The organism is Caballeronia sp. dw_19 (assembly GCF_018449515.1).
GTDB lineage: Bacteria > Pseudomonadota > Gammaproteobacteria > Burkholderiales > Burkholderiaceae > Caballeronia.
Genome location: NZ_JAAVUQ010000012.1, coordinates 91,167 through 116,921, shown reverse-complemented (window position 1 = coordinate 116,921; position 25,755 = coordinate 91,167). Strand labels below are relative to the sequence as shown.

27 protein-coding genes are annotated in these 25,755 nt (G+C 61.0%); 14 read left to right on the top strand and 13 right to left on the bottom strand.

Features of this window, described 5'->3' with window-relative positions:
- Positions 1–218: 218 nt before the first annotated feature.
- Positions 219–1,811 carry a chromosomal replication initiator protein DnaA gene (dnaA, locus tag HB376_RS18295; RefSeq protein ID WP_213765074.1) on the bottom strand — a complete coding sequence of 531 codons (1,593 nt, stop codon included), beginning with the start codon at positions 1,809–1,811 and terminating at the stop codon, positions 219–221.
- Between the two features lie 419 nt (positions 1,812–2,230).
- On the opposite strand from dnaA, the gene rpmH reads away from it, so the two are divergent.
- The 4 genes from rpmH to yidC all read left to right on the top strand — a co-directional run bounded on the left by rpmH (position 2,231) and on the right by yidC (position 5,023).
- Positions 2,231–2,365 carry a 50S ribosomal protein L34 gene (gene rpmH / locus HB376_RS18290; RefSeq protein ID WP_006998755.1) on the top strand — a complete coding sequence of 45 codons (135 nt, stop codon included), beginning with the start codon at positions 2,231–2,233 and terminating at the stop codon, positions 2,363–2,365.
- Positions 2,366–2,418: 53 nt separating this feature from the next.
- Positions 2,419–2,901: a ribonuclease P protein component gene (gene rnpA / locus HB376_RS18285; RefSeq protein WP_213765073.1), complete on the top strand. Its 483-nt coding sequence runs from the start codon at positions 2,419–2,421 to the stop codon at positions 2,899–2,901.
- A 68-nt stretch (positions 2,902–2,969) separates the two neighbouring features.
- Complete coding sequence (gene yidD, locus HB376_RS41045) at positions 2,970–3,338, top strand: membrane protein insertion efficiency factor YidD (protein ID WP_255631416.1); 369 nt, start codon at positions 2,970–2,972, stop codon at positions 3,336–3,338.
- Positions 3,339–3,346: 8 nt separating this feature from the next.
- Positions 3,347–5,023 (top strand): membrane protein insertase YidC, encoded by a 1,677-nt coding sequence (yidC, locus tag HB376_RS18275; RefSeq protein ID WP_213765072.1) that lies wholly within the window; start codon positions 3,347–3,349, stop codon positions 5,021–5,023.
- 79 nt (positions 5,024–5,102) lie between these two features.
- On the opposite strand, the gene HB376_RS18270 is transcribed toward yidC, so the two are convergent.
- Complete coding sequence (locus tag HB376_RS18270) at positions 5,103–5,522, bottom strand: transcriptional regulator (RefSeq protein ID WP_213765071.1); 420 nt, start codon at positions 5,520–5,522, stop codon at positions 5,103–5,105.
- Positions 5,523–5,835: 313 nt separating this feature from the next.
- Here HB376_RS18270 and mnmE point away from each other — a divergent pair, with 313 nt between their 5' ends.
- A complete protein-coding gene (gene mnmE, locus HB376_RS18265) occupies positions 5,836–7,224 on the top strand; it encodes a tRNA uridine-5-carboxymethylaminomethyl(34) synthesis GTPase MnmE (RefSeq protein ID WP_213765070.1) in 1,389 nt (462 codons plus the stop codon).
- Positions 7,225–7,332: 108 nt separating this feature from the next.
- Entirely contained in the window at positions 7,333–8,379 is a 1,047-nt protein-coding gene (locus HB376_RS18260; protein ID WP_255631415.1) for a virulence RhuM family protein, read from the top strand.
- A gap of 375 nt (positions 8,380–8,754) precedes the next feature.
- Here the strand turns inward: HB376_RS18260 and HB376_RS18255 are convergent, their stop codons facing one another.
- Positions 8,755–9,381, bottom strand: a complete 627-nt coding sequence (locus tag HB376_RS18255; RefSeq protein WP_213765069.1) for a LysE family translocator — start codon at positions 9,379–9,381, stop codon at positions 8,755–8,757.
- Between the two features lie 541 nt (positions 9,382–9,922).
- Here HB376_RS18255 and HB376_RS18250 point away from each other — a divergent pair.
- Positions 9,923–10,267 (top strand): hypothetical protein, encoded by a 345-nt coding sequence (locus HB376_RS18250; RefSeq protein WP_213765068.1) that lies wholly within the window; start codon positions 9,923–9,925, stop codon positions 10,265–10,267.
- 350 nt (positions 10,268–10,617) lie between these two features.
- Positions 10,618–11,169, top strand: coding sequence for a YaeQ family protein (locus HB376_RS18245; protein ID WP_031360972.1), 552 nt, complete (start codon positions 10,618–10,620; stop codon positions 11,167–11,169).
- Between the two features lie 24 nt (positions 11,170–11,193).
- Here HB376_RS18245 and HB376_RS18240 read toward each other — a convergent pair whose 3' ends face one another.
- A complete protein-coding gene (locus HB376_RS18240) occupies positions 11,194–11,601 on the bottom strand; it encodes a VOC family protein (protein WP_213765067.1) in 408 nt (135 codons plus the stop codon).
- A gap of 386 nt (positions 11,602–11,987) precedes the next feature.
- On the opposite strand from HB376_RS18240, the gene ada reads away from it, so the two are divergent.
- The 4 genes from ada (at position 11,988) to HB376_RS18220 (ending at position 16,836) form a co-directional block, all read left to right on the top strand.
- Positions 11,988–13,097 carry a bifunctional DNA-binding transcriptional regulator/O6-methylguanine-DNA methyltransferase Ada gene (ada, locus tag HB376_RS18235; protein WP_213765066.1) on the top strand — a complete coding sequence of 370 codons (1,110 nt, stop codon included), beginning with the start codon at positions 11,988–11,990 and terminating at the stop codon, positions 13,095–13,097.
- 103 nt (positions 13,098–13,200) lie between these two features.
- On the top strand, positions 13,201–14,115 hold the full coding sequence (locus HB376_RS18230; RefSeq protein WP_213765065.1) for an AlkA N-terminal domain-containing protein: 915 nt from the start codon (positions 13,201–13,203) through the stop codon (positions 14,113–14,115).
- A 263-nt stretch (positions 14,116–14,378) separates the two neighbouring features.
- Entirely contained in the window at positions 14,379–15,998 is a 1,620-nt protein-coding gene (gshA, locus tag HB376_RS18225) for a glutamate--cysteine ligase (protein WP_213765064.1), read from the top strand.
- Positions 15,999–16,242: 244 nt separating this feature from the next.
- Positions 16,243–16,836 carry a hypothetical protein gene (locus HB376_RS18220; protein ID WP_213765063.1) on the top strand — a complete coding sequence of 198 codons (594 nt, stop codon included), beginning with the start codon at positions 16,243–16,245 and terminating at the stop codon, positions 16,834–16,836.
- Between the two features lie 117 nt (positions 16,837–16,953).
- Here HB376_RS18220 and HB376_RS18215 read toward each other — a convergent pair whose 3' ends face one another.
- Positions 16,954–17,136: a hypothetical protein gene (locus HB376_RS18215; RefSeq protein WP_213765062.1), complete on the bottom strand. Its 183-nt coding sequence runs from the start codon at positions 17,134–17,136 to the stop codon at positions 16,954–16,956.
- A gap of 261 nt (positions 17,137–17,397) precedes the next feature.
- Between HB376_RS18215 and HB376_RS18210 the strand changes: the two genes are divergently transcribed.
- On the top strand, positions 17,398–17,655 hold the full coding sequence (locus tag HB376_RS18210) for a hypothetical protein (protein ID WP_213765061.1): 258 nt from the start codon (positions 17,398–17,400) through the stop codon (positions 17,653–17,655).
- A 255-nt stretch (positions 17,656–17,910) separates the two neighbouring features.
- Positions 17,911–19,491, top strand: a complete 1,581-nt coding sequence (locus HB376_RS18205; RefSeq protein ID WP_213765060.1) for an efflux transporter outer membrane subunit — start codon at positions 17,911–17,913, stop codon at positions 19,489–19,491.
- A 180-nt stretch (positions 19,492–19,671) separates the two neighbouring features.
- Here the strand turns inward: HB376_RS18205 and HB376_RS18200 are convergent, their stop codons facing one another.
- The 8 genes from HB376_RS18200 to gspG form a co-directional block, all read right to left on the bottom strand.
- Entirely contained in the window at positions 19,672–20,463 is a 792-nt protein-coding gene (locus tag HB376_RS18200; RefSeq protein ID WP_213765059.1) for a type II secretion system protein N, read from the bottom strand.
- Positions 20,460–20,963 carry a type II secretion system protein M gene (locus HB376_RS18195; RefSeq protein ID WP_213765058.1) on the bottom strand — a complete coding sequence of 168 codons (504 nt, stop codon included), beginning with the start codon at positions 20,961–20,963 and terminating at the stop codon, positions 20,460–20,462. The genes HB376_RS18200 and HB376_RS18195 overlap by 4 nt, the downstream gene beginning before the upstream one ends.
- Complete coding sequence (gspL, locus tag HB376_RS18190; protein ID WP_213765057.1) at positions 20,960–22,261, bottom strand: type II secretion system protein GspL; 1,302 nt, start codon at positions 22,259–22,261, stop codon at positions 20,960–20,962. Before gspL ends, HB376_RS18195 begins: the two co-directional genes overlap by 4 nt.
- 93 nt (positions 22,262–22,354) lie before the next feature.
- The gene (gspK, locus tag HB376_RS18185) at positions 22,355–23,494 is read right to left on the bottom strand and encodes a type II secretion system minor pseudopilin GspK (protein ID WP_255631414.1); all 1,140 of its coding nucleotides are present in this window, start codon (positions 23,492–23,494) and stop codon (positions 22,355–22,357) included.
- 2 nt (positions 23,495–23,496) lie between these two features.
- Entirely contained in the window at positions 23,497–24,186 is a 690-nt protein-coding gene (locus HB376_RS18180) for a prepilin-type N-terminal cleavage/methylation domain-containing protein (RefSeq protein WP_213765055.1), read from the bottom strand.
- Entirely contained in the window at positions 24,164–24,592 is a 429-nt protein-coding gene (gspI, locus tag HB376_RS18175; RefSeq protein WP_213765054.1) for a type II secretion system minor pseudopilin GspI, read from the bottom strand. The genes HB376_RS18180 and gspI overlap by 23 nt, the downstream gene beginning before the upstream one ends.
- Complete coding sequence (locus HB376_RS18170) at positions 24,592–25,098, bottom strand: GspH/FimT family pseudopilin (RefSeq protein ID WP_213765053.1); 507 nt, start codon at positions 25,096–25,098, stop codon at positions 24,592–24,594. The genes gspI and HB376_RS18170 overlap by 1 nt, the downstream gene beginning before the upstream one ends.
- Positions 25,099–25,145: 47 nt before the next feature.
- Positions 25,146–25,622, bottom strand: coding sequence for a type II secretion system major pseudopilin GspG (gspG, locus tag HB376_RS18165; protein WP_213765131.1), 477 nt, complete (start codon positions 25,620–25,622; stop codon positions 25,146–25,148).
- Positions 25,623–25,755 lie beyond the last annotated feature (133 nt).

Below are 25,755 nucleotides of genomic sequence, written 5' to 3'. Positions count from 1 at the left end.
AACAGGCCCATTGTTTGACGCTTTTTGTGGCGCTTTTCGGCGCAGGCGACAAACGGACGAGTGCACGATCATCAGCGGCCGTTCCAGGCGTTTTCGCCGGCCGCACCGTGGTGCTTTGATTCGGCGTTGGTTTCTGGCTGTTCATCGCCGGCGCCCACGTACAGCCGCCATTTTCCCGCACCTTTAGTGTCTTTTGCATCGTGCGGTGCGCAGAACGCTCAACCTTTCAGCGTTTGCTCGAGCACGTGCAGTTCGTGGTTCAACTGGGCGTCCGTGCCGCGTTCCGCCGAAATTTTCCGCACGGCGTGCAGCACCGTGGTGTGGTCACGGCCGCCGAACAGTTCGCCGATTTCCGGCAGACTCTTCTGCGTAAGCTCCTTCGCCAGATACATGGCGATCTGACGCGGCCGCGCGATGTTCGCCGGCCGCTTCTTGGAATACATGTCGGCGACTTTGATGTTGTAGAAATCCGCCGCTGTCTTCTGGATGTTTTCCACCGATATCTGCCGGTTCTGCACCGTTAGCAGGTCTTTCAGCGCTTCCTTGGTCAACTCGATCGAGATCTCGCGGCCGTGGAACCGGGAGAACGCCAGGATCTTGCGCAACGCGCCTTCGAGTTCACGCACGTTCGAGCGCAAATGCTTGGCGACGAAAAATGCCACATCCTCCGACAAACTCACGCCTTCCGATTGCGCCTTGCGCATCAGGATGGCCACGCGCATTTCAAGCTCCGGCGGTTCGATGGCGACCGTCAGGCCGGAGTCGAAGCGTGAAATCAGCCGGTCATCGATACCCGAAATCTCCTTCGGATACGTATCGCTCGTGATGATCACTTGCGCCTTGTTCGCCACCAGCGCCTCGAACGCGTAGAAAAACTCTTCCTGCGTCCGCGATTTGCCCGAGAAGAATTGGATATCGTCGATCAGCAGCAGGTCGAGCGAATGGTAGTAACGCTTGAAGTCATCGAAAGCCTTGCGCTGGTAGGCCTTCACCACGTCCGACACGTATTGCTCCGCATGGATGTAGCGAATGCGCGCGCCGGCCTTGTCCTGCAGCAACTGGTTGCCGATTGCGTGAATCAGGTGGGTCTTGCCCAGACCCACGCCGCCGTACAGGAACAGCGGGTTGTACGAAATGCCGGGGTTATCGGCGACCTGGATCGCGGCGGCACGGGCGAGTTGATTCGCTTTACCGGTGACGAAGTTATCGAAGGTGAGGACGGGATTGAGCTTCGAACGCTCGTAAGCCGAATCGTTTTCCCCATTCGACGACGCCGTGCCGCCCGGCCGCCAGGTCCGGCGCGCTGCGGCAGCTTCGTTGGCGTCGAGGCTCGGCAGGTCGAGATCGCCGTTGTCGGCCTGGTCGTTATGTTGCAGCGATTGCGCGTGCTGCGCGGCTTCCGCCGCGAGCGCGTTGATGTGGGCGCTCGCGTTCGCGTGTCCGCCGTTGCTTCTTTCGGCGGGCTGCGGCGCCGGGCGCTGCATGGGCTGGGAAGCCGGCGCGCCAGCGGGCATGGATGCAGCGGACGGCGCAGGCGCGCCGCCCATCGCCTTGCGCGCGGTGGCTTTGGGGTCCAGAACAAACTGGATATCTACGGGTGCGTGCCAGAAATCCCGGGCCATATCGGCGATACGCCCGGAAAACTGGCTCTTCACCCAGTCGAGCTTGAACCGGTTGGGCGCGGCGATGCGCAGCGTGCTCGCATCGGCATCGAAGTCGACGAGGGCCAGCGGTTTGATCCATGTGACGTACTGCTGTGGCGTAAGTTCGCGCTCCAGCAATGCGGAACAGTGTTGCCAAAAATCGTTCATCGAATGCAGTCGTTAGGGTTTACCGCGAGTCCTGCCGCCGCCCTCGCCGCCACTCGGCGACAAGGCCCGGTGCGCGCGGGCAAGCGTGCCCCAGAGCCTTGTCCACCATGCTTTTGCAGGCGGTACAGCGGACCGGGACAACGTGCGGTTACGTCGGATTGAGCGGAGATTCTAACGCCAAATGCAACCGCGGCGCGAGTTATCCACAGGGACGGACCATGCGGCGTATCGAATCGTCAGGCCTGTGGACTTCTTCGAAAACCGCTCGCCATGCCTCGTAACCTATTGACGGTCAATAGGAAAACGGTTTAAATAGCGGGTTCCGCAAAACCCGAATTCCTGTACCACCGGCCGGTGCGTCGCTTTTTACGTCGCTTACCTCTAGCCGCGCGGTCCGTTTTTACCCAAGTGAGACCAACATGAAACGCACTTACCAACCTTCCGTTACCCGCCGCAAGCGTACCCACGGCTTTCGCGTCCGTATGAAGACGGCCGGCGGCCGCAAGGTGATCAACGCACGTCGCGCGAAGGGCCGCAAGCGCCTGGCTGTATAAGGTCGCTTTTGACGGCGCGCCCCGGCACTCGCCCAGACGCGTGCGACGGCCAGGTGCGCAGCACGACAAGCTCCGGACAGGAAACCAGTCAGTTGCGAGCGCGTGCCGCGTTCCCCAAGGCCGCAAGGCTGCTGAAAACGGATGAATACTCATCCGTTTTTCGTTTGCGCCCCTGGCGCCGGTCCCCGCACTTTGTCCTGTATGGCAAGCCGACAGGCAACGAGGCGCGACTGGGTTTGGTTATCGGCAAGAAGTTTGCGCCGCGCGCGGTGACGCGCAATCTGATCAAGCGGTTGGCGCGCGAGGCATTCCGGCTTCGGCGCGCGGAGCTTGGCGGATGGGACATCCTGCTGCGGCTGCATGCGAAGATTGACCGCAAGGCCATGCCGAGCGCGAAATCGCCGCCGCTGCGTACGTTGTTTCGCGAGGAGATCGACGGCCTGCTTGACCGTGCAGTGCGCGAAGCCGCGCGGCGTATGGGAGAGCCGGGTGCATCGACTATCGTCAGTGACCCACCCGCGCCTGCGGGCTCATGAGCCGCTTCAGGCGCACGCCGGCTTGGTCCGGCGTCGACCCGAGCGCGAATTTTATGCAGACGGCACGAATGGCAGAAAGGGCGTTGATTGCCTTATTACGCTTCTACAAGGTTGCGGTGAGCCCCATGCTCGGCAACCGGTGCCGCTTTTACCCATCGTGTTCTGACTACGCGCGCGAAGCAATCCAGTATCATGGCGCCGCGCGTGGCTCATTCCTCGCAGCAAAACGTCTGTGCCGCTGCCATCCGTTTTCGGCTGGCGGCATCGATCTGGTCCCCGTGCCTCCGTCCGCCGCCGGCTGCGTTCAGCAGGATGGCGCGTCAGCGGCCGACCCAGTCGACGACTCTGCCCCGAGCTCATCGAATTCGCCAGATCCGGCAAATTCAGTGAGTTCAAACCACCACGGCGCCAATAACGCGCTCTTCGATCGACACTGAGACAACGCATGGATATCAAACGTACCGTCCTATGGGTCATCTTTTTCATGTCGGCTGTCATGCTGTACGACAACTGGCAACGTGACCATGGGCGCCCGTCGATGTTCTTCCCGAGCGCCGTCCCGACCAAGACGGTCGGCAGCGCTGCACCGGGAACCACGACGCCGGGCACGCAAGCCGCCGATTTGCCGTCTACCCCTGGCGTACCAGGCGCACCGGTCGCGCCGGGTTCGAATGCACCCGCTTCGAGCGCCGCAGACCAGCTCGTGAATTTCTCCACGGACGTCTATTCCGGTCAGATCGATACGCGCGGCGGCACGCTGTCGAAGCTGTCGCTCGTGAAGGAAGGTGACGGCAAGCAGCCGGATCTGTACATCACGCTCTTCGATCACACCGCGACGCACACGTATCTTGCGCGCACGGGCCTGCTCGGCGGCGACTTCCCGAACCACAACGACGTCTTCACGCTCGTACCGGGCAGCCAGACGTCGATGGACGGCGGCAACACGTTGTCAATCGCGTTCGAGTCGCCGGTCAAGGGTGGCGTAAAGGTCATCAAGACCTACACGTTCACGCGCGGCAGCTATGTGATCGGTGTCGACACGAAGGTGCAGAACGTCGGCACTGCGCCGGTCACGCCGCGCCTGTACATGGAACTCGTGCGCGACGATTCGCCGGTGGAAACGCCGCGCTTCTCGCATACGTTCATCGGGCCGGCTGTTTATACCGAGCAGCATCACTTCCAGAAGATGACGTTCAGCGACATCGACAAGGGCAAGGAAGATTTTGCGCCCTCCGCCGATAACGGCTGGGTCGCTATGGTGCAGCATTACTTTGCGTCGGCGTGGATTCCGCAGCAGGGCGTGAAGCGCGATATCTACGTGCAGAAGATCGATCCCGCGCTGTATCGCGTAGGCGTGCAGCAGCCGTTGCAGACCATCGCGCCAGGGCAGACCGTCGACGTGCAGGCGCGGCTTTTTGCTGGTCCTGAAGAAGAGCGGATGCTGGAAGGCATCGCACCGGGTCTTGAGTTGGTGAAAGACTACGGCATGGTGACGATCATCGCGAAGCCGCTGTTCTGGCTGCTCGAGAAGATCCATAGCTATGTGGGCAACTGGGGCTGGTCGATCATCCTGCTCACGTTGTTGATCAAGGCGGTGTTCTTCCCGTTGTCGGCGGCAAGCTACAAGTCGATGGCTCGCATGAAGACCATCACGCCGCGTATGACGCAATTGCGTGAACGGTATAAGGGCGATCCGCAGAAGATGAACTCGGAGCTGATGGCGCTCTATAAAACCGAGAAGGTGAATCCGTTCGGCGGCTGTCTGCCGGTCGTTGTACAGATTCCGGTGTTTATCTCGCTGTACTGGGTGTTGCTGTCGTCGGTGGAAATGCGCGGTGCGCCGTGGGTCTTGTGGATTCACGACTTGTCACAGGCCGATCCGTTCTACATCCTGCCGGTGATGATGGCCGTTTCCATGTTCCTGCAAACGCGGTTGAATCCCACGCCGCCGGATCCGGTTCAGGCAAAGATGATGATGTTCATGCCGCTGGCTTTCTCGGTCATGTTCTTCTTCTTCCCGTCAGGACTGGTGCTGTATTACGTCGTGAATAATGTGCTTTCCATCGCGCAGCAGTATTACATCACGCGCATGATGGGGCAGAAGAAGGTGGCGAAGGCTTAAAGTTTGGTCTTTGGCTGAATTGAAAACGCCCGGCTTATGCCGGGCGTTTTCGTTTCTATGAACTGTTTGCGTATGCGTTTTATCGTTTCCCACCCGTCCCATAAAACTGATCGACCAGTTCTTCCAGCAAATACCGGTGATGCGACGATAGCGCCTCGATCTTCGAAGCCAGTTCAAGGGTCTCCTCCGAAGCCGGGTATTTCTCATCATGTGTGATCGGCTTCGGTGCGCCTTGCGGATTCCCGCTTGGCGGCGGTCCGTAGTGAAGCCAGTGCTGTTCGACCTTGAACCACTCGGCGAGCGTCGCCAGTTTGTCGGTCGTGGGAATTGAACGCGCGGTCAGCCACTTGTGCGTGGTTTGCGGCGAAACGGGTTCACCGTGATATCGCAAATTGAAATGCAAAGCGAGATCGGTCGCACCGCGCATTTTCTCGGGCGCGCGTGTCATTGAAAATTTGAGCCGATCCGAAAAATCGGTTTTCTCTTTGGGTGTTGGCATGGTCGCGATTGTGCGAGGCAAACGCAGTGGGGAAGTCAACCGCCTACGCTAGATATGGCGCATCTTTCTAATTTTTAGCGCGTTCAGGAAAAACAACATCAGAATGCTGCAATGGTTGATTGATAGGCATGACCCAATAACAACCACATTTTCAGCCAACGAAACGATGCGCGCCAACAGCCAGTCCGATGCTTCATCATATCTCACGTAAGATAAATTGAGAATCGTCCTAACGGCTCGTGCCACGCAGCGAAACGAGAGCACCGCGCTACAATGCCGCCACTCGTTCACGCGCGTTCCGCTGGAAAAAACCATGTCCAATAACGACACCGATCCGATTGTCGCGATCGCCACCGCGCCGGGGCGTGGGGGTATCGGCGTAATCCGGCTGTCGTTTGGGCGGGCGGGCGAAGCAGCGGCGAAGCACGCGATGCTTGCGCTATGCGGCCAGTTGCTCGACGCGCGGCACGCGAGCTATGTGCCGTTCATTGATGCGCGCGGCGAAGCGATCGATCGCGGCATTGCACTGTATTTCCCCGCACCGCATTCCTATACCGGCGAACACGTGCTCGAATTGCAGGGACACGGTGGTCCGATCGTGCTGCAACTGCTGTTGCAGCGAGCTGTCGATACCGGTCGCGAATTCGGCGTGCGGCTGGCCGAACCCGGTGAGTTCACGCGTCGCGCGTTTCTCAACGACAAGCTCGACCTGGCGCAGGCCGAGGCTGTCGCGGATTTGATCGAGGCGAGTACGGAAGCCGCGGCGCGCTCGGCGGGCCGCTCGCTCGATGGCGCGTTCTCGCGCGAAATCCATGCGCTCGTGGAAGACGTGATCACGTTGCGGATGCTGGTCGAAGCGACGCTCGATTTCCCCGAGGAGGAGATCGATTTCCTGGAAGCCGCCGATGCCCGCGGCAAGCTCGCGCGCATCCGTGCCCTGCTCGACAAAGTGCTCGCCGATGCTCGACAGGGCGCGCTACTGCGCGAGGGGCTATCGGTTGTGCTCGCGGGGCAGCCGAACGTAGGCAAATCGTCGTTGCTGAATGCGCTGGCCGGCGCGGAACTCGCCATCGTCACGCCGATTGCCGGCACCACGCGCGACAAGGTCACGCAGACTATTCAGATTGAAGGCATTCCACTGCATGTCATCGATACCGCCGGCCTGCGCGAAACGCAGGACGAGGTGGAGCGGATTGGTATCGAACGGACTTGGGGGGAAATCGGCCGCGCGGATGTCGTGCTGCATCTGCTGGACGCACGCGAGGCGCTGAGTACCGAGGATGCAGCAATCTCGGCGCGTTTTCCGGTGAGCGTGCCGGTCGTGCGCGTGCTGAACAAGGCGGATCTGGCGGGTGTTGAGGCATCGGCGGAAACGGCCGGTGATGGCGTGCGCGACGTGCGTTTATCGGCGAAAACGGGTGAGGGAATCGCGATATTGCGTAGCGAATTGCTCAAGATTGCAGGGTGGCAGGCGGGCGCGGAGAGTATCTATCTGGCGCGCGAACGGCATCTGATTGCGCTGCGCGCTGCGCGCGAACATCTGGCGATTGCCGCGGACCATGCGGACCAGAATTCGCAAGCGCTCGATTTGTTTGCCGAGGAGCTGCGGCTCGCACAGGATCAGTTGAATTCGATCACCGGCGAGTTCACTTCCGATGATCTGCTGGGCGTGATTTTCAGCCGGTTTTGTATTGGGAAGTAGGCGTGAGATCGATGTACGAAGTGCCTCTAATGTTCCAAGGGGACGAGCGAGAGCCACTGTTGGTGCAATTCGAAAAGCAAAGGGCCGGCTATCTGAGGGAACTGCAGTATGAACATGACTGACAAATCGTCGGATAAGGGCGAGGTCGTGCTCTATGCGACGGACGACGGAACCGCGCAATTTTTCTTGCGTGCGGAAGGCGGCACCGTTTGGCTGAGTCAACTCGAGCTGGCCGCGTTATTTCAGACCTCGATCCCGAACGTCAACATCCATATCAAGAATATCTTGGCCGAAGGCGAATTAAGCTCTGAGGCAACTATTAAAGAAGACTTAATAGTTCGAACCGAGGGGAATCGGCGAGTAAAACGGCCTGTCAAGTTCTACGACTTGCAGATGATTTTGGCTGTCGGCTATCGCGTCAACTCTGCTCGCGGCACGCAATTCCGCCAATGGGCGACCGCGCATTTGAAGGAATACCTCGTCAAGGGTTTCGTCATGGACGACGCCCGACTCAAGGATCCGACCGGATGGGACTATTTCGACGAACTGCTACAGCGCATTCGCGACATACGGGCGTCCGAGAAGCGTTTTTATCAGAAGGTGCGAGATTTGTTTGCCCTGTCGGTCGACTATCGCGACGATTCCGCAGCGGCCGGACAATTCTTTGCCGAAGTTCAAAACAAGATGTTCTACGCGGTCACACAGCAAACGGCCGCAGAAATCGTAGTAAAACGTGCTGATCCGAGTCAACCAATTATGGCACTCACCGCGTGGAAAACCGGACGAGTGCGCAAGTCAGACGTAATCGTCGCCAAGAACTATCTGAACGCGGATGAAATTAAACTCCTCAACCGCATTGTTATGCTGTTTCTGGACTTTGCCGAATTGCGCGCGGCAAAGCGCAAGGATTTGCGCATGGCCGATTGGCGTAATTACGTCGATACGTTTATCGAATTCAATGAAAGCCCGTTACTAAAGGGAAACGGACGAATGAGTCACGACAAAATGGTAGAGATTGCGCACGACCGCTACGAGCAATTCGATGAGCAGCGACGAGGGGTCGAGGTATTGCAGGCCGACGCGCAGGATCTCGAGGAGTTGGAAGAGGTAGAGCGCAGGTTGACTATGAAGAACAGCGGGAGTGACGCGTCCTAAGGCTAACAAAAGGTCGCGATCCATCGAGTGTTTCGCGCGCGACCATAGCACCAGAGGGCCTGTGCATCGATCAAGGGCGAACGACCCGCGCTCTTTCCAACGCGAGCGAGCGTTCGCCCATACGATCTGCGGCAAAATCATCTACCGCAGGGCGGCATACGCGGTTGAGCGCATCGAGATTTTTGGAATCTGTGCTCTGACTTCTTAGAGGGGTAGATTGAGACAACCAGTTGAAAACGCGAGGGTTGCTTGCCAACGCCCAGCCCGTCAGGTGAGGACCATTTCGGCGAAGCCACCAAAATGGTCCTATTCGGGTCAGAGCGAAGCGCGCGATAACCGACTACACGGTTCTCCCCAGCGCCGCTCACCCAAACCTCAAACCGCCTTCTTCCAAACCGCAGCAAACACCCCCGCCCCCATCAACAGCGCGCCGCCGGTTCGATTCACCGTCCGCTGCACGCCAGGCCGCCGAATTGCCCGTCGCGCGACCGAAGCGAGCATTGCATAAGCAAACGCATTCGCCGCAGCCAACCCGACAAACGTCGCCTCCATGATCGCAATCTGCGAAATGCTCGCCACGTGTGGATCGATGAATTGCGGCAAGAACGCAATGAAGAAAATGATGCTCTTCGGATTGAGCGTGGTCACCGCGTATGCGTGAGCGACGATCCGCCGTGTGCGCAACTCGCCAGGCGCGCTGACCGCATCGGCGTCCATTACCGGCGCGCGCCACAACTTGATGCCCAGATAAACGAGATAAGCCGCGCCCACCCATTTCAGGACCATGAACAGTTCCGCCGATGCCGCGAGCAACACGCCAAGCCCGAGCATGGAAGCGGTCATCGACGTAAGGTCACCCAACGCAACGCCAGCCGTCGTAGCAAGCGCGTATTTGCGGCCGTGGCCGAGCGCATAGGAAACCACCAGCAACACGGTCGGTCCGGGAATGGCAACAAGGATGGCGGAGGCGATTGCGAACGGCAGCCATTGGGCAAGGGTCATGGAAGCTCCTGTAGGAAACATCGATTAATCCACGAAGATCCGTGTCTGACAAGGCGCCTTGTAAAAAACGGCAGGAACCACGACACGACCCGGAGCACGTCGCCCCCGCCGAGGGCAGCCTGTCACACCCAAGTATCTGACTTGAAACAGCTTCATCTGCAGAATCGCTTTTCTGTGTTCAATTTCCCCGTTCGGCACAAATTCTGCGTGGCATTAAACGGGCTTTGACCAGCGATCAGGCCCGGTAATTTCTAGTGTCTCCTCCTCACTTCGTTGAGGTTAATTCCCGGTTCCAGCGAACCGGGCATCTTTTATTGCCTTTTCTATTTGCGCCGCATCAATCGCGATTTTTGATTACAGCGCCGCGCGCTTAAAGCCGCTTAATCCACAACGCCCTTCTGCGACAATCCGTCTTGTTGCGAACGCACACAAGTTGTGCTTGCCTCTTGCAAATTCTCATCTAGGATAAACGCTGCAGATTAATAACTAGTCACTGAATACATAGCTAAATCCCCGCTAAAGAGTTGCATGGAGGCTATCGATGAAAAAGCGCGCCATTGCTGGTTTTGCGATGATCGGCTTATTGGGCGCGATCACCTCGGTTCAAGCCCAGGACAAGGTGATCCAGCCGCAACAAACGTTCAGTTTCATGCCTAACGCGTACGGCTGTTTATCGAAGGACAAATTCGATTCCGCCGATCAACACGCTCAGGCCGGCGAGCAACAGAAAATGCAGGAATTCTTCGCGGGATTTCAATGCGTACCCACACCCGAAGGCGCTCATTTCCGGGTAGTGCAAGTTGTCGGCCATGATGTCGAATTTGTGAATGCGGCAAACAGCGATACACAAGGCTTATGGACCGCAGACCGATTTATCAAGCAGTGAATTAATCACCTACAGATCACGGTTTAAAAGAATAACGGCGACGTAAAAGCCGCCGTTATCTAATCGTGTGATTACTCGCGGAGTGAATTTATTCACCTGCTGCGTTGGCTACGCGTCCTCGCAGGACACTCTCACGCGGCGTCGGCAACGGCATACGTCAACTTCCTTTTTCCAGCGACACCCTCCCCTCCTTGAGCGATTCCCCGCAACGATCGAATGCGTTCGGTATCATCACGCGTCGAACGTCGTCGAATGTGATTCGGAACGCGTCGGCACGCAGCGGTTCCGCCCGAAATATCCGTTCCGATTCCCCTTTTTTCTGGCCTCTCAAACAGGCTTTCCGGTGTTGCATGGCCCTTAAATCCACAATCTACAAAGCTGAACTGCAAATCGCCGACATGGATCGGCACTACTACGGCGACCACGCGCTGACCATCGCCCGACATCCGTCGGAGACTGACGACCGGATGATGGTGCGCGTCGCCGCGTTCGCGTTATTCGCAAGCGAACGCCTCGAATTCACCAAAGGGCTGTCCGACACCGACGAACCCGATCTCTGGCAAAAGGATCTGACCGGACAAATCGAAACATGGATTGAAGTGGGTCAGCCGGAAGAACGTCGCATCGCAAAGGCGAGCGGACGCGCGGACCGCGTGATCGTGATCGCGTATGGCGGCCGCACCTCCGAGATCTGGTGGCAGGGCGTCAAAGCGAAGGTCGAACGGATGCAAAACGTGACCGTATGGTCGCTCACCGATGGGGTGGCCGCAGCGCTCGGCGCGTTGGCCGAACGGACCATGCGGCTTCAATGCACGGTGCAGGATGGCGAAGCATCGCTGGGCAGCGCCACGGTCGATCCGGTTGCTATCGACTGGACGGTGTTCAAGGGAAAGCCGCGCTGACCGGATGATCGGACGCGCCGCCGGTCACACCTCCGGTGGCCCTTTCAGCTCGACCAGATTGCCTTCCAGATCAAAGAAATAGAGCGACGGGCCGAAGCCTTCAGCACCGTATCGACGGGCTTCGTCCCCCAGGCGCACGCCGTTCTCAAGCAGATGCGCACGCAACGCGGCGGAATCGAACGGTTCCACGCGCAAGCACAAGTGATCCATGTTGTTGCCCGCGCCGGGCGTGCCGCTTTCCGGCCGGTCAATCTTCGAGCCCACCGCCAGCAGATCGATCAGCGAGCGCCCCGCGCGCATCTGAACCAACCCAAGCTCGCGTTGCTCCTTCTCTACCGGACAACCCAGCACCGTCCTGTAAAAATCGACCATGGCATCAAGGTTCGCACAGCGAATCACGACGTGATCAATCTCGCGGATAGGTATGTGCATCGTGTGTCTCCGTTCTAGCGTTGTTATAGCCAGTAAACTGGCGAAAAGAGCCAGCTTTAAGTTTAGCAAGTGTTGCGAAACAGCACGGCTATAAAGGCTACAAAGCGTATGGACGAAAAAAAGCCCGCTCGTTGCGGAGCGGGCTGAATCCATATCAGGAGGAGACATGGAGGAGACAGCTCCAATATTACACAGCCGATAGGGTCGATGCAACACTTATCGTAGTAAAAACCCCTATGGTGGGGATGTGTCGCATCTGTGCGTCATTTGTCCATGCGTTCACAGTCCCGTCATCCAAGGAAGAAATGACAGAGCAAGATCCGGCGAGTACCTATAGACGCGCGCCTCTAAAGTAGTCACGTACCCTTCGCAAACCGAGGATTGTGATGAAAACCGAATCAAGCACCGCTGCTTTTTCCAACGATGAAACCCGTTGGAACGCCCTGTCGAGCCGCGACTCAAGCGCCGACGGCGAGTTCTTCTACGCCGTTCGTACGACCGGCGTGTTCTGCCGCCCATCGTGTGCATCGCGGCAGCCGCGGCGTGAAAACGTCGAATTCTTCGATACCCCGCAGCAAGCCGAAGCCGCCGGTTATCGGGCATGCAAACGGTGTCAGCCGGGCAGTCTGTCGCGGGAACTCGCTATCGTGGAGCGCGCGTGCAAGGTGCTCGACGCCGACCCGCAGCAACGCGTGACGCTCGCGGAGTTGAGCCGCGCCGTGCATGTCAGCGCGTTTCATTTGCAGCGGCTGTTTTCACGCGTGGTCGGCGTGTCGCCGCGGCAATACCAGGCCGCCCGTCGCGCGGATGCATTGCGCGGTGCGCTTCAACGCGGCGACGACGTGACCCGCGCCATGCATGACGCCGGCTTCGGTTCGACATCGCGGATGTATGACGCGGCGCCCGCCGAACTGGGGATGACGCCGTCGACTTATCGACGCAAGGGAGCAGGTCTGGTCGTGCATTTCGCTACCGCGCAAACGGCGCTCGGGATCGTGCTGGTCGCAGCAACGCCCAAGGGTATCTGCAAGATCGCTTTCGGCGATAACCCGGCCGCGCTCGAAGCCGAATTGGCGCAAGAGTTGTCGGACGCAGAACGGATCGAAGACAAGGCGCGGCTCGCACCGTTTATCGTGCAGATCGACGCTTATTTGCGCGGCACGCGAGAGCATTTCGACCTGCCGCTGGACATCAGCGCAACGGCTTTTCAACAGCGCGTATGGGATGCGTTGCAAAGGATTCCATACGGCCAGACGCGCAGTTATACCGATATCGCCGAAACGCTTGGGTCGCCGCGGGCAGTGCGGGCGGTGGCGAATGCGTGCGCGTCGAACCCAGTGGCGCTTGCCATTCCGTGTCATCGCGTAGTGCATAAGGATGGCGCGCTGGCGGGGTATCGATGGGGCACGGCGCGCAAGGTCGCGTTGCTGTCGGCAGAAAAGGAGCATCGGGTCGCCGTGCCACTCGAAACGGTTGGCGCGGAGGATCTGGATTGATGGCGCGCCGCTGGCTCACGGGCTTTCAACATCTCCTGAATCACGTTGAACGATACGATGCCCATTAGCATCCCAATCCTCCCTGCTTTCGACCGTGCTTAAATTGCCCCGAACCAAACCCACTCGCATCCAGTTACCCTACGTCGAACCCTACGATTGGCCCCGCGTCCTGCGATTTTTTGCGGGGCGCGCGACGCTTGGCGTCGAAGCGGTGGAGGACGGTTCGTATCGCCGTGCAATTGAATGGCTCGGCGATTCGGGCACGCTCAGCGTGACAAAGCACGTCAGCAAACCTTGTCTCGTTGCGACGCTGGAAGGCGCGGCGGGCCGCCATGCGAAAGCGATCGGCGAGCATCTGACGCGCATGTTCGATCTTCAGGCCGACGCGCCGGCTATCGCCGCTCATCTCGCCCGCGACCCGTGGTTCGCGCCGCTGACCCAAGCCGTGCCCGGGTTGCGCGTACCCGGCGCGTGGTCGGGCTTCGAGCTGGTCGTGCGCGCGATAGTCGGCCAGCAGGTCAGCGTGAAAGCGGCATCGACCATTGTGGGAAGGCTCGTCGAACGCGCCGGTACGCCGCTGACCGATCATCCGCATGCCGGCACCGCCTGGCGTTTCCCGACGCCCGCCGCGCTGGCCGAGGTCGATCTGGAAAAGATCGGCATGCCGGGCAAACGCGTGGCCGCATTGCAGGGGTTCGCACGCGAGGTCGCGGCGGGCGCGCTGCCTCTCGACGATCCCCATGCGGACCGCGCCGAACTGCGGACGGCGTTGCTGGCTATGCCGGGTATCGGACCGTGGACAGTGGAATATGTCGCGATGCGCGCGCTACGCGACGCCGACGCGTGGCCCGGCACCGACCTGATCCTGATGCAGGCGTTAGTGGCACGCGATCCATCAATGGCGAAAGCGGCGGCGCTGCGCGCCCGCGCTGAGGCCTGGCGGCCGTATCGTGCGTATGCTGCCCTGCATGTGTGGAATGAAATAGCGGACCGGGCGGGATCGGCGAAGGGCGGGTGACACGCTGCGTCGCTACGTGGGCTCGAAGCGGATCCTGAAACGCGGCCCCCGCCCACTATCGAATTCACGGCCGAATCGGCAGCCCGCATCGCTCATCGGAAAAACCTGCCGCTGCCACTCGCGCTGCAAACCGCTTGAATTCGCGCAAACCCTTATCCGACAAGGGTTCAAGCACGTCTTACACTGAGATGTTAAAGTGCCCGCTACCCAAAAATCTGGTTCGGCGCATTCCGTTCGGCGTCAGACACGCAACCGTCGCAGCAATGGCAAATACGAATTTCTCATCTCCGTCCAACAGCGCTTTCCTGCGCCGCTTATCCGCGCTGACCAGCGGCCCGCACGGCGCTGCGTTGCGCCAGGGGCTGCGCGGCATCGAGAAGGAAAGCCTGCGGGTGACGCGCGAGGGAACGCTTGCCACCACGCCGCATCCGCGCACATTCGGCTCGGCGCTCACGCATCCGCTCATCACCACCGACTATTCCGAAGCGCTGATTGAACTGATTACGCCAGCCGAGCACGACGTCGCGCGCACGCTCGAGCAACTGGACGACTTGCATCGCTTCGCCTATGCGCATCTCGGCAGCGAATTGCTCTGGAACGACTCCATGCCGGGCGTGCTTCCCGCCGATCAGGACATCCCGATCGGCTGGTATGGGACATCGAATATAGGCATGTTGAAGCACGTGTACCGGCGCGGTTTGTCGCTGCGATACGGCCGCACCATGCAATGCATCGCCGGGATTCACTATAACTATTCGCTGCACGAAGACGTGTGGCGCACGTGGGCCGCGCTCGATAACCGCAGCGCCGTGCCAGTCGTCGATTTCCAGTCAGAACGATATTTCGCGCTGATCCGGAATTTCCGCCGGACAAGCTGGCTGCTGATGTATTTGTTCGGCGCATCGCCGGCGCTCAACCAGCAGTTCCTGCGCGGCCGCCCGAATACGCTCGAGACCTTCGACGCCACCACGCGTTATCTGCCGTACGCCACCAGCCTGCGGATGAGCGATCTCGGCTACACGAACAACCCGGCGCAATCCGCGCTGCTGCCGAGCTACGACACGCTCGACGGTTACCTCAGCGTGCTCGCGAAAGCGGTCAGCGAGCCGTATCCGGCGTATGAAGCCATGGGCACGCAGCGTGACGGCGAATGGGTGCAGATCAACACGAACGTGCTGCAGATCGAGAACGAGTTCTACTCGACCATCCGGCCGAAGCGCATCACGCAACCTGGCGAGCGGCCGTTGCATGCATTGTCGTCGCGTGGAGTGCAATACATTGAAGTGCGTTGCCTCGATATCGACCCGTTCGAGCCGACCGGAATTTCGCTTGAGACTACACGTTTCATGGACGCGTATCTGCTGTATTGCGCGATCGAAGACAGCCCGCTTTTACCGCGCGCCGCCAACGAGGAAGCCAACGAGAACTTCGCGCGCATCACGAAGGAAGGGCGTAAGCCCGGCCTGACGCTGGCGCGCGATGGCCGCGAAGTCCCCATGCAAGGCTGGGCGGACTCGTTGCTCGACGCCATTGAACCGGTCGCGCAGGCGCTCGACGCGCTGCATGGCATTGATGAACACATGACCGCCTTGAAGGCCCAGCGCGCACGATTGGCCGATGTCTCGCTGACACCGTCCGCCCGCGTGCTCGAAACCATGCGCGAGCGGCATCAAAGCTTCAACGAATTTGCGCTGGAACTGAGCGCAAAGCATGCCGATTACTTCCGTGGCCGTCCGCTCAGCGCCAAGGCCGAGCGTGAAATGGCGGCGCTTGCTGCAAAGTCGCTGGACGATCAGGCAAGAATCGAGCGTGAAGAAGTCGGTTCGTTCGATGCCTTCGTCGGCGCTTATCGTGCTTACACGTTGAACCGCATTAGCGTTTGAAACGGCTGGGCGCCGGCTTCAAAGCCGACGCTCAAGTCGACGCCCGGCAATCCAGCAGCTTTTCCCTCGCCGCACTGCCTCAGCAGCGGCAACCCTTACTTGTTTTGCAACAGTGCGCAACGCGTGGAAACGCTCGTCCGCAGGTCAGGTCTGAAAATAGCGACGTATCAGCTAAACCGGACTGATTGACGGCGGGCCGGACACGATCGGCCGGCCTGGACACACATCAAGGAGAGGAAGAAAAATGAGAAAAAACCTGTTGGGAAGCGCGAACCTGGCTAAGGCGGCAGTATTGAGTACGGTGGTGGGGGCAATCGCTCTGCTGGCCGGCTGCTCGACGACCGGCCAGATTGCCGGTGAAACCATGGAGCAGGCCACGGCGCCGCTCACGTGTACGAACAAGGCCGAATGTGACGCGTGGTGGGCGCGTGCGCAGGTTTGGGTGAGCAACCACTCCGAATACAAGCTGCAGACCGTTACGAATTCGATCATCCAGACCGATGGGCCGTCAGGCGGCAAACGCGCACTGGCATACCAGATCACCAAGACTCCGAGCAATGAAGGGACGGCAACAATTGGTTTCGCCGCCCATTGCGACAATATGCTCGGCTGCGACCCGAACCCGTGGAAGGCCGGCGCGGACTTCAAGCAGTTCGTGCGCGGCGGGCCATCGCAGATGGGCACGCCGGGAGGCGCGACGGCGTCCGGCAATGCGTTGCCGCCGGTTTCTCCCGCGCCGCCATTGCAGCCGATGCAGCAAAACCTTCCCGTTCATCCGATGCCATCAACGCTCGAGAATCAGCCGGGACAATCGGGCCAGGACCTGACGCCGCAGTAGGTCTCCACCGTTGTCCGTTGTTAATTACAGAAGGCCGCGTTCCCGTCAGGCGCGGCCTTTGCACATCCAATCGGGGAAACGGCGGCAATCGACGAAAATGTGGCGGCTACATACTATTTAATGCATCGACAGGCTGGTTACTATCGGTTCGATAGCTAAAACCCTTGCATAGGCATTGTTTAAATCCGACGAGGGAATGGCCTGTACCTTCGCCTGTTCGGGCAATCGCCGGAGCGCCATCGCCCCGAGATACCCGCGCAAACCAGCCAGTTGAATGCAAGCCGAAGCGGCCTTGAACATTCACTCCGCGTCATCGGCGAAGGGCTCAAGCCAGGAACCAAGCGCCCTATGCTTCCAGACGACGGCCGCCCGCATCCCTCAGGCCCAAGATCCCGGACTTAAAAACAACACTGCGAAAATTTGCTAAGGTTCCCATCTTGAAAATCGATTGCATAGTCAATATTATTCTAAGCAACGAGTTACGCGCTGCGGCGCCACCCGAGACCATGTTCTGACCGACTGAAAGCATCGAACCATTCGATGCGCAAATGGATTTACCCGATGAACCGCGCTGCCCAAACCACCCGCCTCCTCGGCCGACGCTTCGGCCAATCGATAACCGCCGCCTTGCTGCACGTCCTGCCGCCTAATATGAGCTCGTGGAAGCTGGGGTTGTACGTGATCGTGTTTTTGCTGCCGGGCGGCTCGTTTGTCGTACTGGGTGCCGTGTGGCTCGAAAACCGCCGCGCGCGCAAAGCCGCGGACCCGGCGCCCGTCAAGACTCCGCGCCTCTGTGGTCCGAAACACTGCGACGCCTGATACCCTCGCCGCCGTTCCCGGCGCGTTGTTATGCTACTCACGCAATGCTGCGTGAATGCATGCGTGTTGCGTAACGACCCGTAACCGAATCCGCGCGGCGGGTAACACCCGGCTTCCTTTCAAGTTGTTACCCTAACGCCTGCCCGACGCCCGCCCTTCGCGCGCGTTCAGTTACCATTTCGGACCGGTTGCGCGAAATGCTTCGCGCCGCATTGCGTTGAAGCGCGCGCAACCTCCGACAGGAATCCAGAGCAGATGCCGTTCACCCGAATACCCGTCTTTCCTCGCAAGTCCGCTATCGTCCTCGCACTGGCCCTGACAATGGCCGGTTGTGCCGTCGGTCCGAACTATCAACGCCCCGACACCGCCATTCCCGCGTCATATAAAGAAGCGCCGGAGGGCTGGAAAGTCGCGCAGCCTTCGGACCGGGTGGATCGTGGAAACTGGTGGGCGATTTATAACGACCCGCAGCTGAATGACCTTGAAACGCGGTTGAACGCGTCGAATCAGACTATCGCGCAATACGCGGCGGCTTATCGGCAGGCCCGGGCGCTGGTTTCAGAAGCGCGCGCGGCGTATTTCCCTACGCTGGGGTTATCGGCGACGGGTTCGCGGGCAGGTTCCTCCAGCCGCTCAAGCGGTTCGATTTCCAGCGGCAGCTCAATCAACAATAACTACGATCTTTCCCTCGATGCATCGTGGGAACCGGACCTGTGGGGCACCGTCAGCCGGACGGTCGGCGCGCAGCGCGCCGGTGAGCAAAGCGCCGCGGCCGATCTCGCCAATGCACGGCTCTCGGCGCAGGGCACGCTGGCGCAAACCTACTTCCAGTTGCGTTCGCTGGACGCACAGCAAAAGCTCCTCGACGACACCGTCGCCGCTTATCAACGCACGCTGCAACTCACGCAGAACCAGTACGCGCAAGGCACGGCCGCCCGCTCGGATGTGATCCAGGCGCAGACGCAATTGCAATCGGCGCAAGCGTCGGCTATCGATAACGGCGTCGCCCGCGCGCAATACGAACACGCGATCGCCGTGCTGGTCGGCGAGCCGGCGTCGACGTTCTCCATCGCCTCATCGCCGCTCGACGCCACGCCGCCCGACGTGCCGCTGCAACTGCCATCTGCCATCCTCGAACGGCGGCCCGATATCGCGTCGGCCGAACGCAAGGCGGCGCAGGCGAACGAACAGATCGGCGTGGCAATCGCGGCGTTTTTCCCCACGCTGACGTTGTCGGCAAGCGGCGGTTTCCAAAGCTCAATATTTTCGCAATTGCTGACCGCGCCGTCGCGCTTCTGGACGCTCGGGCCGGATCTCGCGGCGACCATTTTCGATGGCGGCTTGCGAGCCGCGCAGACCGAAGCGGCGCGCGCGTCGTATGACTCGGCCGTGGCGACTTATCGGCAAGCGGTGCTGACCGCGTTCCAGGACGTCGAGGACAACCTGGCGTCGCAGAGAATTCTCGCGAACGAGATCGGGATCCAGCAGCAAGCGGTAGCGTCGGCGCAGCAGGCGCTGGCTATTGTGACCAATCAGTACAAGTCGGGTACGGTCGGGTTCATCAACGTGCTCACCGCGCAGACCACGGCGTTCACGGCCGAGCAGAAGCTGGCGAGTATCGCCGGGGAACGGATGGTGTCGTCGGTGGGGTTGATCAAGGCGCTCGGCGGCGGCTGGGACACGGCGCAAATGGATCAGGAAACCGGCAGCGCAGCGGCGCCTGACGTAGCGACGCCGGCGAGCGGCGTTGCGGTGAAGAGGACGAATGCTGCGGTGAATTCGGCGCCGGGTTCGTCGACCGTTGCGGTCACCAACGGCGGTACGGTTAAAGAATAAGACGCGCCGGGGCGAGGATACCCCGCGGTCTTTGTGTCCACGCTCGTCGTAATTTCACGCGAGGGCGAAAGGATGCTCGGCACGTTCGCACTGAATGAAATCACACGTTCGCAACCGCTGCCCCTCGCCATCCCGATGCCGACTAGCACGGCCCTGAAAGCGGTAACGAAGCGCCGAGCTCTATCGAACGAAGGTTAGCTCGACGGTATCCGGTCCCGTGTGCCGTCCGAGCAGGTTCAACAATCCCGCCAGGTTTTCCCGTGCCTCCGGCGTGGCCGTCGCCACACCGTTGAACGCGCTCGATGTCTTCGACACCGTCCCTTGTCCGCTCAGCAGCAACGGCCCATTCGATGTCGTCGTCAGGTTGATCGTGTCCGCCTGGCCTTCCGCCTGAAACACTACGCGATACGACCCCAGCGGCTTCACGCGCGACACGCTGGACGCCATGTCGTCGAGCGTCACGATCGCCTGCCCGTACGTGTTGTGCCCAAGCATCCGCCATTCGGTCCAGGTCAGCCGCACATTGCCTTCCATGTTGAGCGTGTTGAACGGTGCGCCCAGGCCCGAGAGCAGGCTCGCCGGCACGGCAATCGCGCCCGGCGAAATTGTCGAACCGGAAAAACCCGCATCGACGAAAACCGAATCCGGCATGGCCTCCGTCTGGCGCATCTCCATGCGCACGCGGCCGGTGAACAAGGGCCAGAAGGCCGTATGCCATTCGATGCGTCCCGGCAGCAGCGTCGCACCATCCGCGCTGCCCGTACCGCCGCCGGTCGCCAGCATCAACGTGGCCGAGCCCTTCCAGAGCGAACCGGCCGGATCGACGAGATTCACATGGCCGTCCGTCGCCTTTGCGAATTGCGGCACGATCCAGGCCGCCGGCAGCATGACGGCCAGCGTCACGACCACCGATACCCCCGCCACCACGAACCACGGCCAAGCCGCGAGAAGCCGCCGCATGCCGTAGTTCATTGCACCTGGGCCGGTTGCACCGATGCCGTCAGATCCACCTGGCCGTCGGGTTTCAGCGCCGTGATATGCGCCTCGCTGACCTGCACCTTGAACTGCTTCCTGACGCTGTCGAGCCACACCGTCCATTCCGGGAACGACGCGTTCTTCAACTGGATCTGCACACCCGCGCCGACCACCTGGACCTGCGCGGGGGGCATGTTGTTATCGGCGAGAGACTTCGCCAGTGCGTCGCGCAACGCGCCGCCAGTCGGTGTGACGCCCTGCCCGCCGCCTGCCAGCGAGCGCGCCTCGTTGGCTTGCGCGGTCATCTGCGCGAGCTGGCGCTGCATGGCGGGCAGCGTGTCGCGCAACCGCGCGCGCCCTTCATACGCGGGCGCCCACAGCACGAGATAAACCAAAGCAATGGCCGCCACGAGACCACCCCACATCAGGATGGTTTTTTCGCGCTGGGTGCGCGCGTTCCAGAATTCGCCCCAGGTGTCGATGATGACTTGTTTCATTGGGCGCTCCTGATGGTCCACTTGCCGGTATTACTATCGATACCACCGGCCAGCCCGTTCGCCGCCAATCGTCTCTGCAAACCCGGATCGACCTTGGTTTCCGGTTTGAAAGTCACCTCGAGGCTTCGGTCGTGGTAATCCAGCCCCGCAATGCCATTCACCGGAATGGGCCCAAGCGCGCGAGCAAGGGCATCGGAGAGAGAGAGGAAATCAGATGGCGACAGTTGCCCGGAAACCAGCCGCAAACGGTCGAGTTGACGCGACATCTGGTCGGGGGCATCGAGTACGACCGTGGTTTTCGGGAACGTGTTGAGGAGCGTTTCGGTCATCTGCGCAGTGATCGCGTCGCGTTGCCGGGCAAGCTGCAGCCATTGAATATTGATACCGATCATCGATACCACCAGCGCCCCGGCCAGCAGCGCCACCGGCAGCTTCAGGCGCCGCATGGTTGCGCGGTCGAGCCGCCACGGCTGCGCGGCGAATTCGAACTGGCACAAGTCGAAGTGGTTCGCGAGCGCGTTGCGCGCGAGGGTTTCGAACGTCAGCGGCTCAGCGCCGGGAATCGCGGGCCGCGCCGGCGCCAGGCGCGGCTCGGCGCCGGGAACGTCGCGCAGGGTGTACAGCGTGGCCGGCTGGGCGCCCGCAAGCGCGCTGAGCGTGGAGGTCACGGCATCGGCGGGAATGGCCAGGCCTTCGCCCAGCGCCGCGTGCTCGCCGCGCGCAATCGCAATCTCTACACGCGTCGTAGCGCTCTCGGGCGGCCGGAGCGTATCGCCGCCGAGCAAAAGCGGGGCAGTCGCCAGCACGTCACCCAGGATGCCCGCGACGAACGGATTGGGGGTATCGGCGGTGGTTTCATGCAGCGGCAGGCAGCGCATGGCGGGCACGGCCTTCACATTCCGATGCCCCGCGTTCGCAAACGCCTCGAGCACGAAGCGGAACCAGCCGCGATCGATCACCGCCAGCACCCGCCGGCCACTCGCGAGCGCAACCGGATCGACGGCGATATGGCACGTCTGCGGGTCCTGGATCAACTGATCCTCGACCACGTTGGGCAAGGCCTGGCGCAAACGCGGCCCTTTCAGCGGCGGCATTTGCGCGGCGGTCAGCAACAGGTCGCGCGCGGCGACAATCAGCACTGTCGCGCTCGCACGCGGCAGCAACGAAAGCGCGGCGCGGCCGGCCCGCTGCGTGACATTGCGCTTGTCGAGCAGCAGAAACGGCAGCTCCGGCAAATTCCACTCTTCGGAGCGCACCGCCGGATCGCGCGGCGGCAGTAGGACGATCAATGTGCTCAAAGGCCGCTCTCTTGTTTTCTGAATCGAAAGTTATTTACTGTACTGCGTGTATTACGACACCGACATCGTTCCGATGAAACCCGTCCAAACGCATCAAGGCTGGTCGCGAACATAGACAATACGCGTGGTATGCGTCGCCGGATCGCGATACAGCAAGGTCGTCCGGTCCACTTCCGCCCGCTCGTGCTGCACGCGGCCGTGGATCAGGAAATACTTCGTGGTCACGTCCATCTGGTTTGGATCGACGGCACTACCTTGCACGCCCGTGCCGGTCAGCGCGAGCTGCACGTTGCCGACATCGTGGAAAAACACGGTCTCGCGGCGCGCGACAAACGCCTGCGCCTGCGAAAGCGTCATGCCGGGCACCGTCGCCGCAATCACTTCAGCCGTTGCGGTATTCATGTTCACCGACGTCGTGGTCGGCAGCACCGTCACGAACGGCCGCAATTTCTCCACGGCTTCCGGCGAAAACCCGGGGACATCGAGCAGCGATTCCACATTGATCATCTGCAGCGGCGCGACGGGCGCGTTGCTGTCGGCATCGGCGAGACCGGGGTCGTCGGTGAAATTGCCGCCGCCCGTTCCGCCGCCCTGCGCAATCGCGGCCAGTGTGGAGGCGGGCGTACTGGTCGCGGCGGCAGTGGTCGATTGCGTCTGGAACCGCGTCGCCGATTGCGCCAGCCCCGCGCGAATCTGCAACGCGACGTTCTTCGCCAGCGACGCATCAAGCCCGAGCAACGTCAGCAACCGCTGGAACGACGCGATCTCCTGCACGTTGATGATCAGCAAGCCGGGCGTGGGCGTGGAAACCAGGTTGCGCAGGTTGAACTTGGCCTGCGCGTCTTCAATCGATCCCGACAAATACGTCGATGCGCCCTGCTGCGCCCGCACGTCGCCAATTTGTCCGAGAAAGTCCGACAGCCGCGTTTTCGCGATCGGCACACCCCACACGCCGCCGAGATACGTGACGTCCGGCGCGGAATCGGCTTCGGAACGCAGGATTAGCCGCGTCCAGTCGAGCGCGCTGCGCGAGATCCATTGCGCCTGCGCGAGCAGCCGCTGGTTCTCGATCCGGCGGACCTGCACTTGCTGGCGCCACAACAATCCCGACACGATGATCGCCGACAACGCGACGACCAGCAGCGCGCTGATGATCGCGACGCCGCGCTGTTTCAGATGCCTGGAAGCCCTCGATGACCTGAGCCGTTTTGCCTGAACCGATGAAGAACGCATGGTCATTCTCCGATCAGAAACACGCGCGTGATCGGCAGCGCCAGATTGTGCGCGCCGACCGCGATCTGAATGCCCGTCACCGCGCGCGGCAACGGCGCGTTGCCGAGCTGCGGCACTTTCAGGTTGTTATCGTTCTGCGTGATTTGCGCGGCCACGTCGCCCATGCGCATTGTCCAGCCGGTCTTGGGCACGTAGGCGCGCGTGGCGAAGGTCGAGACGCCGCCCATTAGCGGGATCGCGGTCCAGCCGTCGGAGTTGTCTGAAGCCGATAACGCCCGCCGGACGTCACCCACGTTACCGAGCGGCGGCGACGCAAAGCGCACCACCCGGCCGCCGTCGACCAGCCGGTAGCGCACGACCTGCAAGCGCGGCGCCACGCCTTGTGCATAGAGACCGCGAACAATCTGCAGCGCGTTCCCGCCGATAGCCACCGCGGCCTGGCCGGCTTCGTCGTCGGTGGCGGCCTGGCGGGCATCGATACGCATCTGGTCGAACAATTGCGCCACCACGCGTTCATCTTCCATCGCGTTCGTAATGGTCGTGCGGCCGCGCATGATCTGGTCGAGGCCACGCCACGACAGCACCGCGATCACCGCGAGGATCGCGATGGCGACCAGCATCTCGATCAGCGTAAAGCCACTATCGCCGCGAACGCCGCGAACGTCCCGCCTAGAGCGAACGGTTGGTTTCATTCGCCACCACCATGACCATTTGCGCGAGATTGCCGGAGATGCCAGGCGACTCCACGATAACTTCCACCCGCCGGAAAATCGGATTCGGCGTCGTCGACACGCGGTCCGTGCAAATCAGCTTGAGATTGCCCTGCGAGCAATCGAACGTACGTGTACCAATATCCGGCCACGTATGCGTGAGCCGCAGTTGCGCGAGTTCGTTATCAGCGCTCCAGCCGGCCAAGAGCCGCCGATGCAAGTCCGCCTCGCCGGTCGCCATCGCGCCCACGGCCCGCAGCGACGCCGCCAGCGCCACCGCGATGATCGCCAGCGCGACGAGCACTTCGATCATGGTGAAACCGCGCGTGCGTTTGTGTTGGAGCTTATGTTTAAGGCCATGACGAGGGCCGGGCGCGAGCGTTGGCATCAGCGCACCTGATAACGGCCGTTGCCGGTGCCGACGATCGTCACGCTGCCCGACGCCGAGACGAGCGTCACTTCAATCGGGGTATCGATAGCTTCAGTGCCGAACACCACTCGCTCCGCGGACTGATCGGTACCGGCGTACTGGATCGTCACGCCGGTCACGCCGCCTTCCCAGCGGCGCTGGCGCAGCAGGTCGTCGCGTAACGGACGCCAGCCGTCTTCCGTGCGGATATCGAAGCGAAAACCGCCGTCGAGCGGCAACCACGCGATAGGCCTTGCCCGCACCTGCGCTTCGTCGCCGGCGGATTCGAACAGGAGCGCGAGACGCTGCGCTTCCTCGTTCAGGTCCGTGCGCGGATTGCGCGTGAGCTTCACCGACGCCAGCGACACCAGCAATCCCGCGATCACCAGCACGATCAGCATTTCCAGCAGCGTAAAGCCGGCCTGCGGCCGCACCTTCGCGCGGCGCGGCGCCTCGGGTGCTGAACAGTCCGGCTTGTGCTGCATGTTCACGTCGATTGGCTGCTGTTAAGGGGCAAGGGGAGGCTAAAAGGCTATTGCCAGGAGCCGATGTCGGCGTCGTTGCCATCGCCGCCCGGTTTGCTGTCGGCGCCATAGCTGAATATGTCCACCTCACCGTGCACGCCCGGGTTCAGGTATTGATATTCCTTGCCCCACGGGTCGACCGGAACGCGATCCATATAACCACCGCCTTTCCAGTTGTTCGGGATCGGCTCGGTGGTCGGCTTCTCGACCAGCGCACGCAGACCCTGCTCCTGGGTCGGATAGCGGCCGTTATCGAGTCGATAAAGATTCAGCGACTGCATGATCGAGCCAATATCCGCTTTCGCCGCGACGCGACGCGCCTCGTCCGGGCGGCTCATGATCTTGGGCACGATCAACGCGGCGAGAATGCCGAGAATGGCGATCACGACCATGATTTCGATCAGCGTAAAACCGCGCTGGCGACGCGATTGCTGAGTACCTTGCGCTGTCTGGAGTTCGTAGCGGCGCTTCATCCACATTTGCATGACTTCATCTTCCTTTCCAATTGGTGTCGTTACAGCGCTCAGGCCCGACATGATGTTCGACGCCCGTTCGCCGCCCTTAACCGGACCTGGATTATTCATCTGAATAATCAACGATCGTCGCGGGCAGGCTTGC

What these genes read in the sequence shown, in the direction of transcription:
- yidD (WP_255631416.1), top strand. Translation starts at nt 2,970, where the DNA reads ATGGCAGAAAGGGCGTTGATTGCCTTATTACGCTTCTACAAGGTTGCG.
- HB376_RS18250 (WP_213765068.1), top strand. Translation starts at nt 9,923, where the DNA reads ATGAAAAAGCGCGCCATTGCTGGTTTTGCGATGATCGGCTTATTGGGC.
- gspI (WP_213765054.1), bottom strand. Translation starts at nt 24,592, where the DNA reads ATGCCAACGCTCGCGCCCGGCCCTCGTCATGGCCTTAAACATAAGCTC.
- HB376_RS18260 (WP_255631415.1), top strand. Translation starts at nt 7,333, where the DNA reads ATGAACATGACTGACAAATCGTCGGATAAGGGCGAGGTCGTGCTCTAT.
- mnmE (WP_213765070.1), top strand. Translation starts at nt 5,836, where the DNA reads ATGTCCAATAACGACACCGATCCGATTGTCGCGATCGCCACCGCGCCG.
- gshA (WP_213765064.1), top strand. Translation starts at nt 14,379, where the DNA reads ATGGCAAATACGAATTTCTCATCTCCGTCCAACAGCGCTTTCCTGCGC.
- HB376_RS18270 (WP_213765071.1), bottom strand. Translation starts at nt 5,522, where the DNA reads ATGCCAACACCCAAAGAGAAAACCGATTTTTCGGATCGGCTCAAATTT.
- dnaA (WP_213765074.1), bottom strand. Translation starts at nt 1,811, where the DNA reads ATGAACGATTTTTGGCAACACTGTTCCGCATTGCTGGAGCGCGAACTT.
- HB376_RS18245 (WP_031360972.1), top strand. Translation starts at nt 10,618, where the DNA reads ATGGCCCTTAAATCCACAATCTACAAAGCTGAACTGCAAATCGCCGAC.
- HB376_RS18195 (WP_213765058.1), bottom strand. Translation starts at nt 20,963, where the DNA reads ATGAAACAAGTCATCATCGACACCTGGGGCGAATTCTGGAACGCGCGC.
- HB376_RS18255 (WP_213765069.1), bottom strand. Translation starts at nt 9,381, where the DNA reads ATGACCCTTGCCCAATGGCTGCCGTTCGCAATCGCCTCCGCCATCCTT.
- HB376_RS18210 (WP_213765061.1), top strand. Translation starts at nt 17,398, where the DNA reads ATGAACCGCGCTGCCCAAACCACCCGCCTCCTCGGCCGACGCTTCGGC.
- yidC (WP_213765072.1), top strand. Translation starts at nt 3,347, where the DNA reads ATGGATATCAAACGTACCGTCCTATGGGTCATCTTTTTCATGTCGGCT.
- HB376_RS18200 (WP_213765059.1), bottom strand. Translation starts at nt 20,463, where the DNA reads ATGAACTACGGCATGCGGCGGCTTCTCGCGGCTTGGCCGTGGTTCGTG.
- ada (WP_213765066.1), top strand. Translation starts at nt 11,988, where the DNA reads ATGAAAACCGAATCAAGCACCGCTGCTTTTTCCAACGATGAAACCCGT.
- HB376_RS18215 (WP_213765062.1), bottom strand. Translation starts at nt 17,136, where the DNA reads ATGTTCAAGGCCGCTTCGGCTTGCATTCAACTGGCTGGTTTGCGCGGG.
- HB376_RS18240 (WP_213765067.1), bottom strand. Translation starts at nt 11,601, where the DNA reads ATGCACATACCTATCCGCGAGATTGATCACGTCGTGATTCGCTGTGCG.
- gspG (WP_213765131.1), bottom strand. Translation starts at nt 25,622, where the DNA reads ATGCAAATGTGGATGAAGCGCCGCTACGAACTCCAGACAGCGCAAGGT.
- HB376_RS18180 (WP_213765055.1), bottom strand. Translation starts at nt 24,186, where the DNA reads ATGAAACCAACCGTTCGCTCTAGGCGGGACGTTCGCGGCGTTCGCGGC.
- HB376_RS18220 (WP_213765063.1), top strand. Translation starts at nt 16,243, where the DNA reads ATGAGAAAAAACCTGTTGGGAAGCGCGAACCTGGCTAAGGCGGCAGTA.
- gspK (WP_255631414.1), bottom strand. Translation starts at nt 23,494, where the DNA reads ATGCGTTCTTCATCGGTTCAGGCAAAACGGCTCAGGTCATCGAGGGCT.
- HB376_RS18170 (WP_213765053.1), bottom strand. Translation starts at nt 25,098, where the DNA reads ATGCAGCACAAGCCGGACTGTTCAGCACCCGAGGCGCCGCGCCGCGCG.
- HB376_RS18205 (WP_213765060.1), top strand. Translation starts at nt 17,911, where the DNA reads ATGCCGTTCACCCGAATACCCGTCTTTCCTCGCAAGTCCGCTATCGTC.
- rpmH (WP_006998755.1), top strand. Translation starts at nt 2,231, where the DNA reads ATGAAACGCACTTACCAACCTTCCGTTACCCGCCGCAAGCGTACCCAC.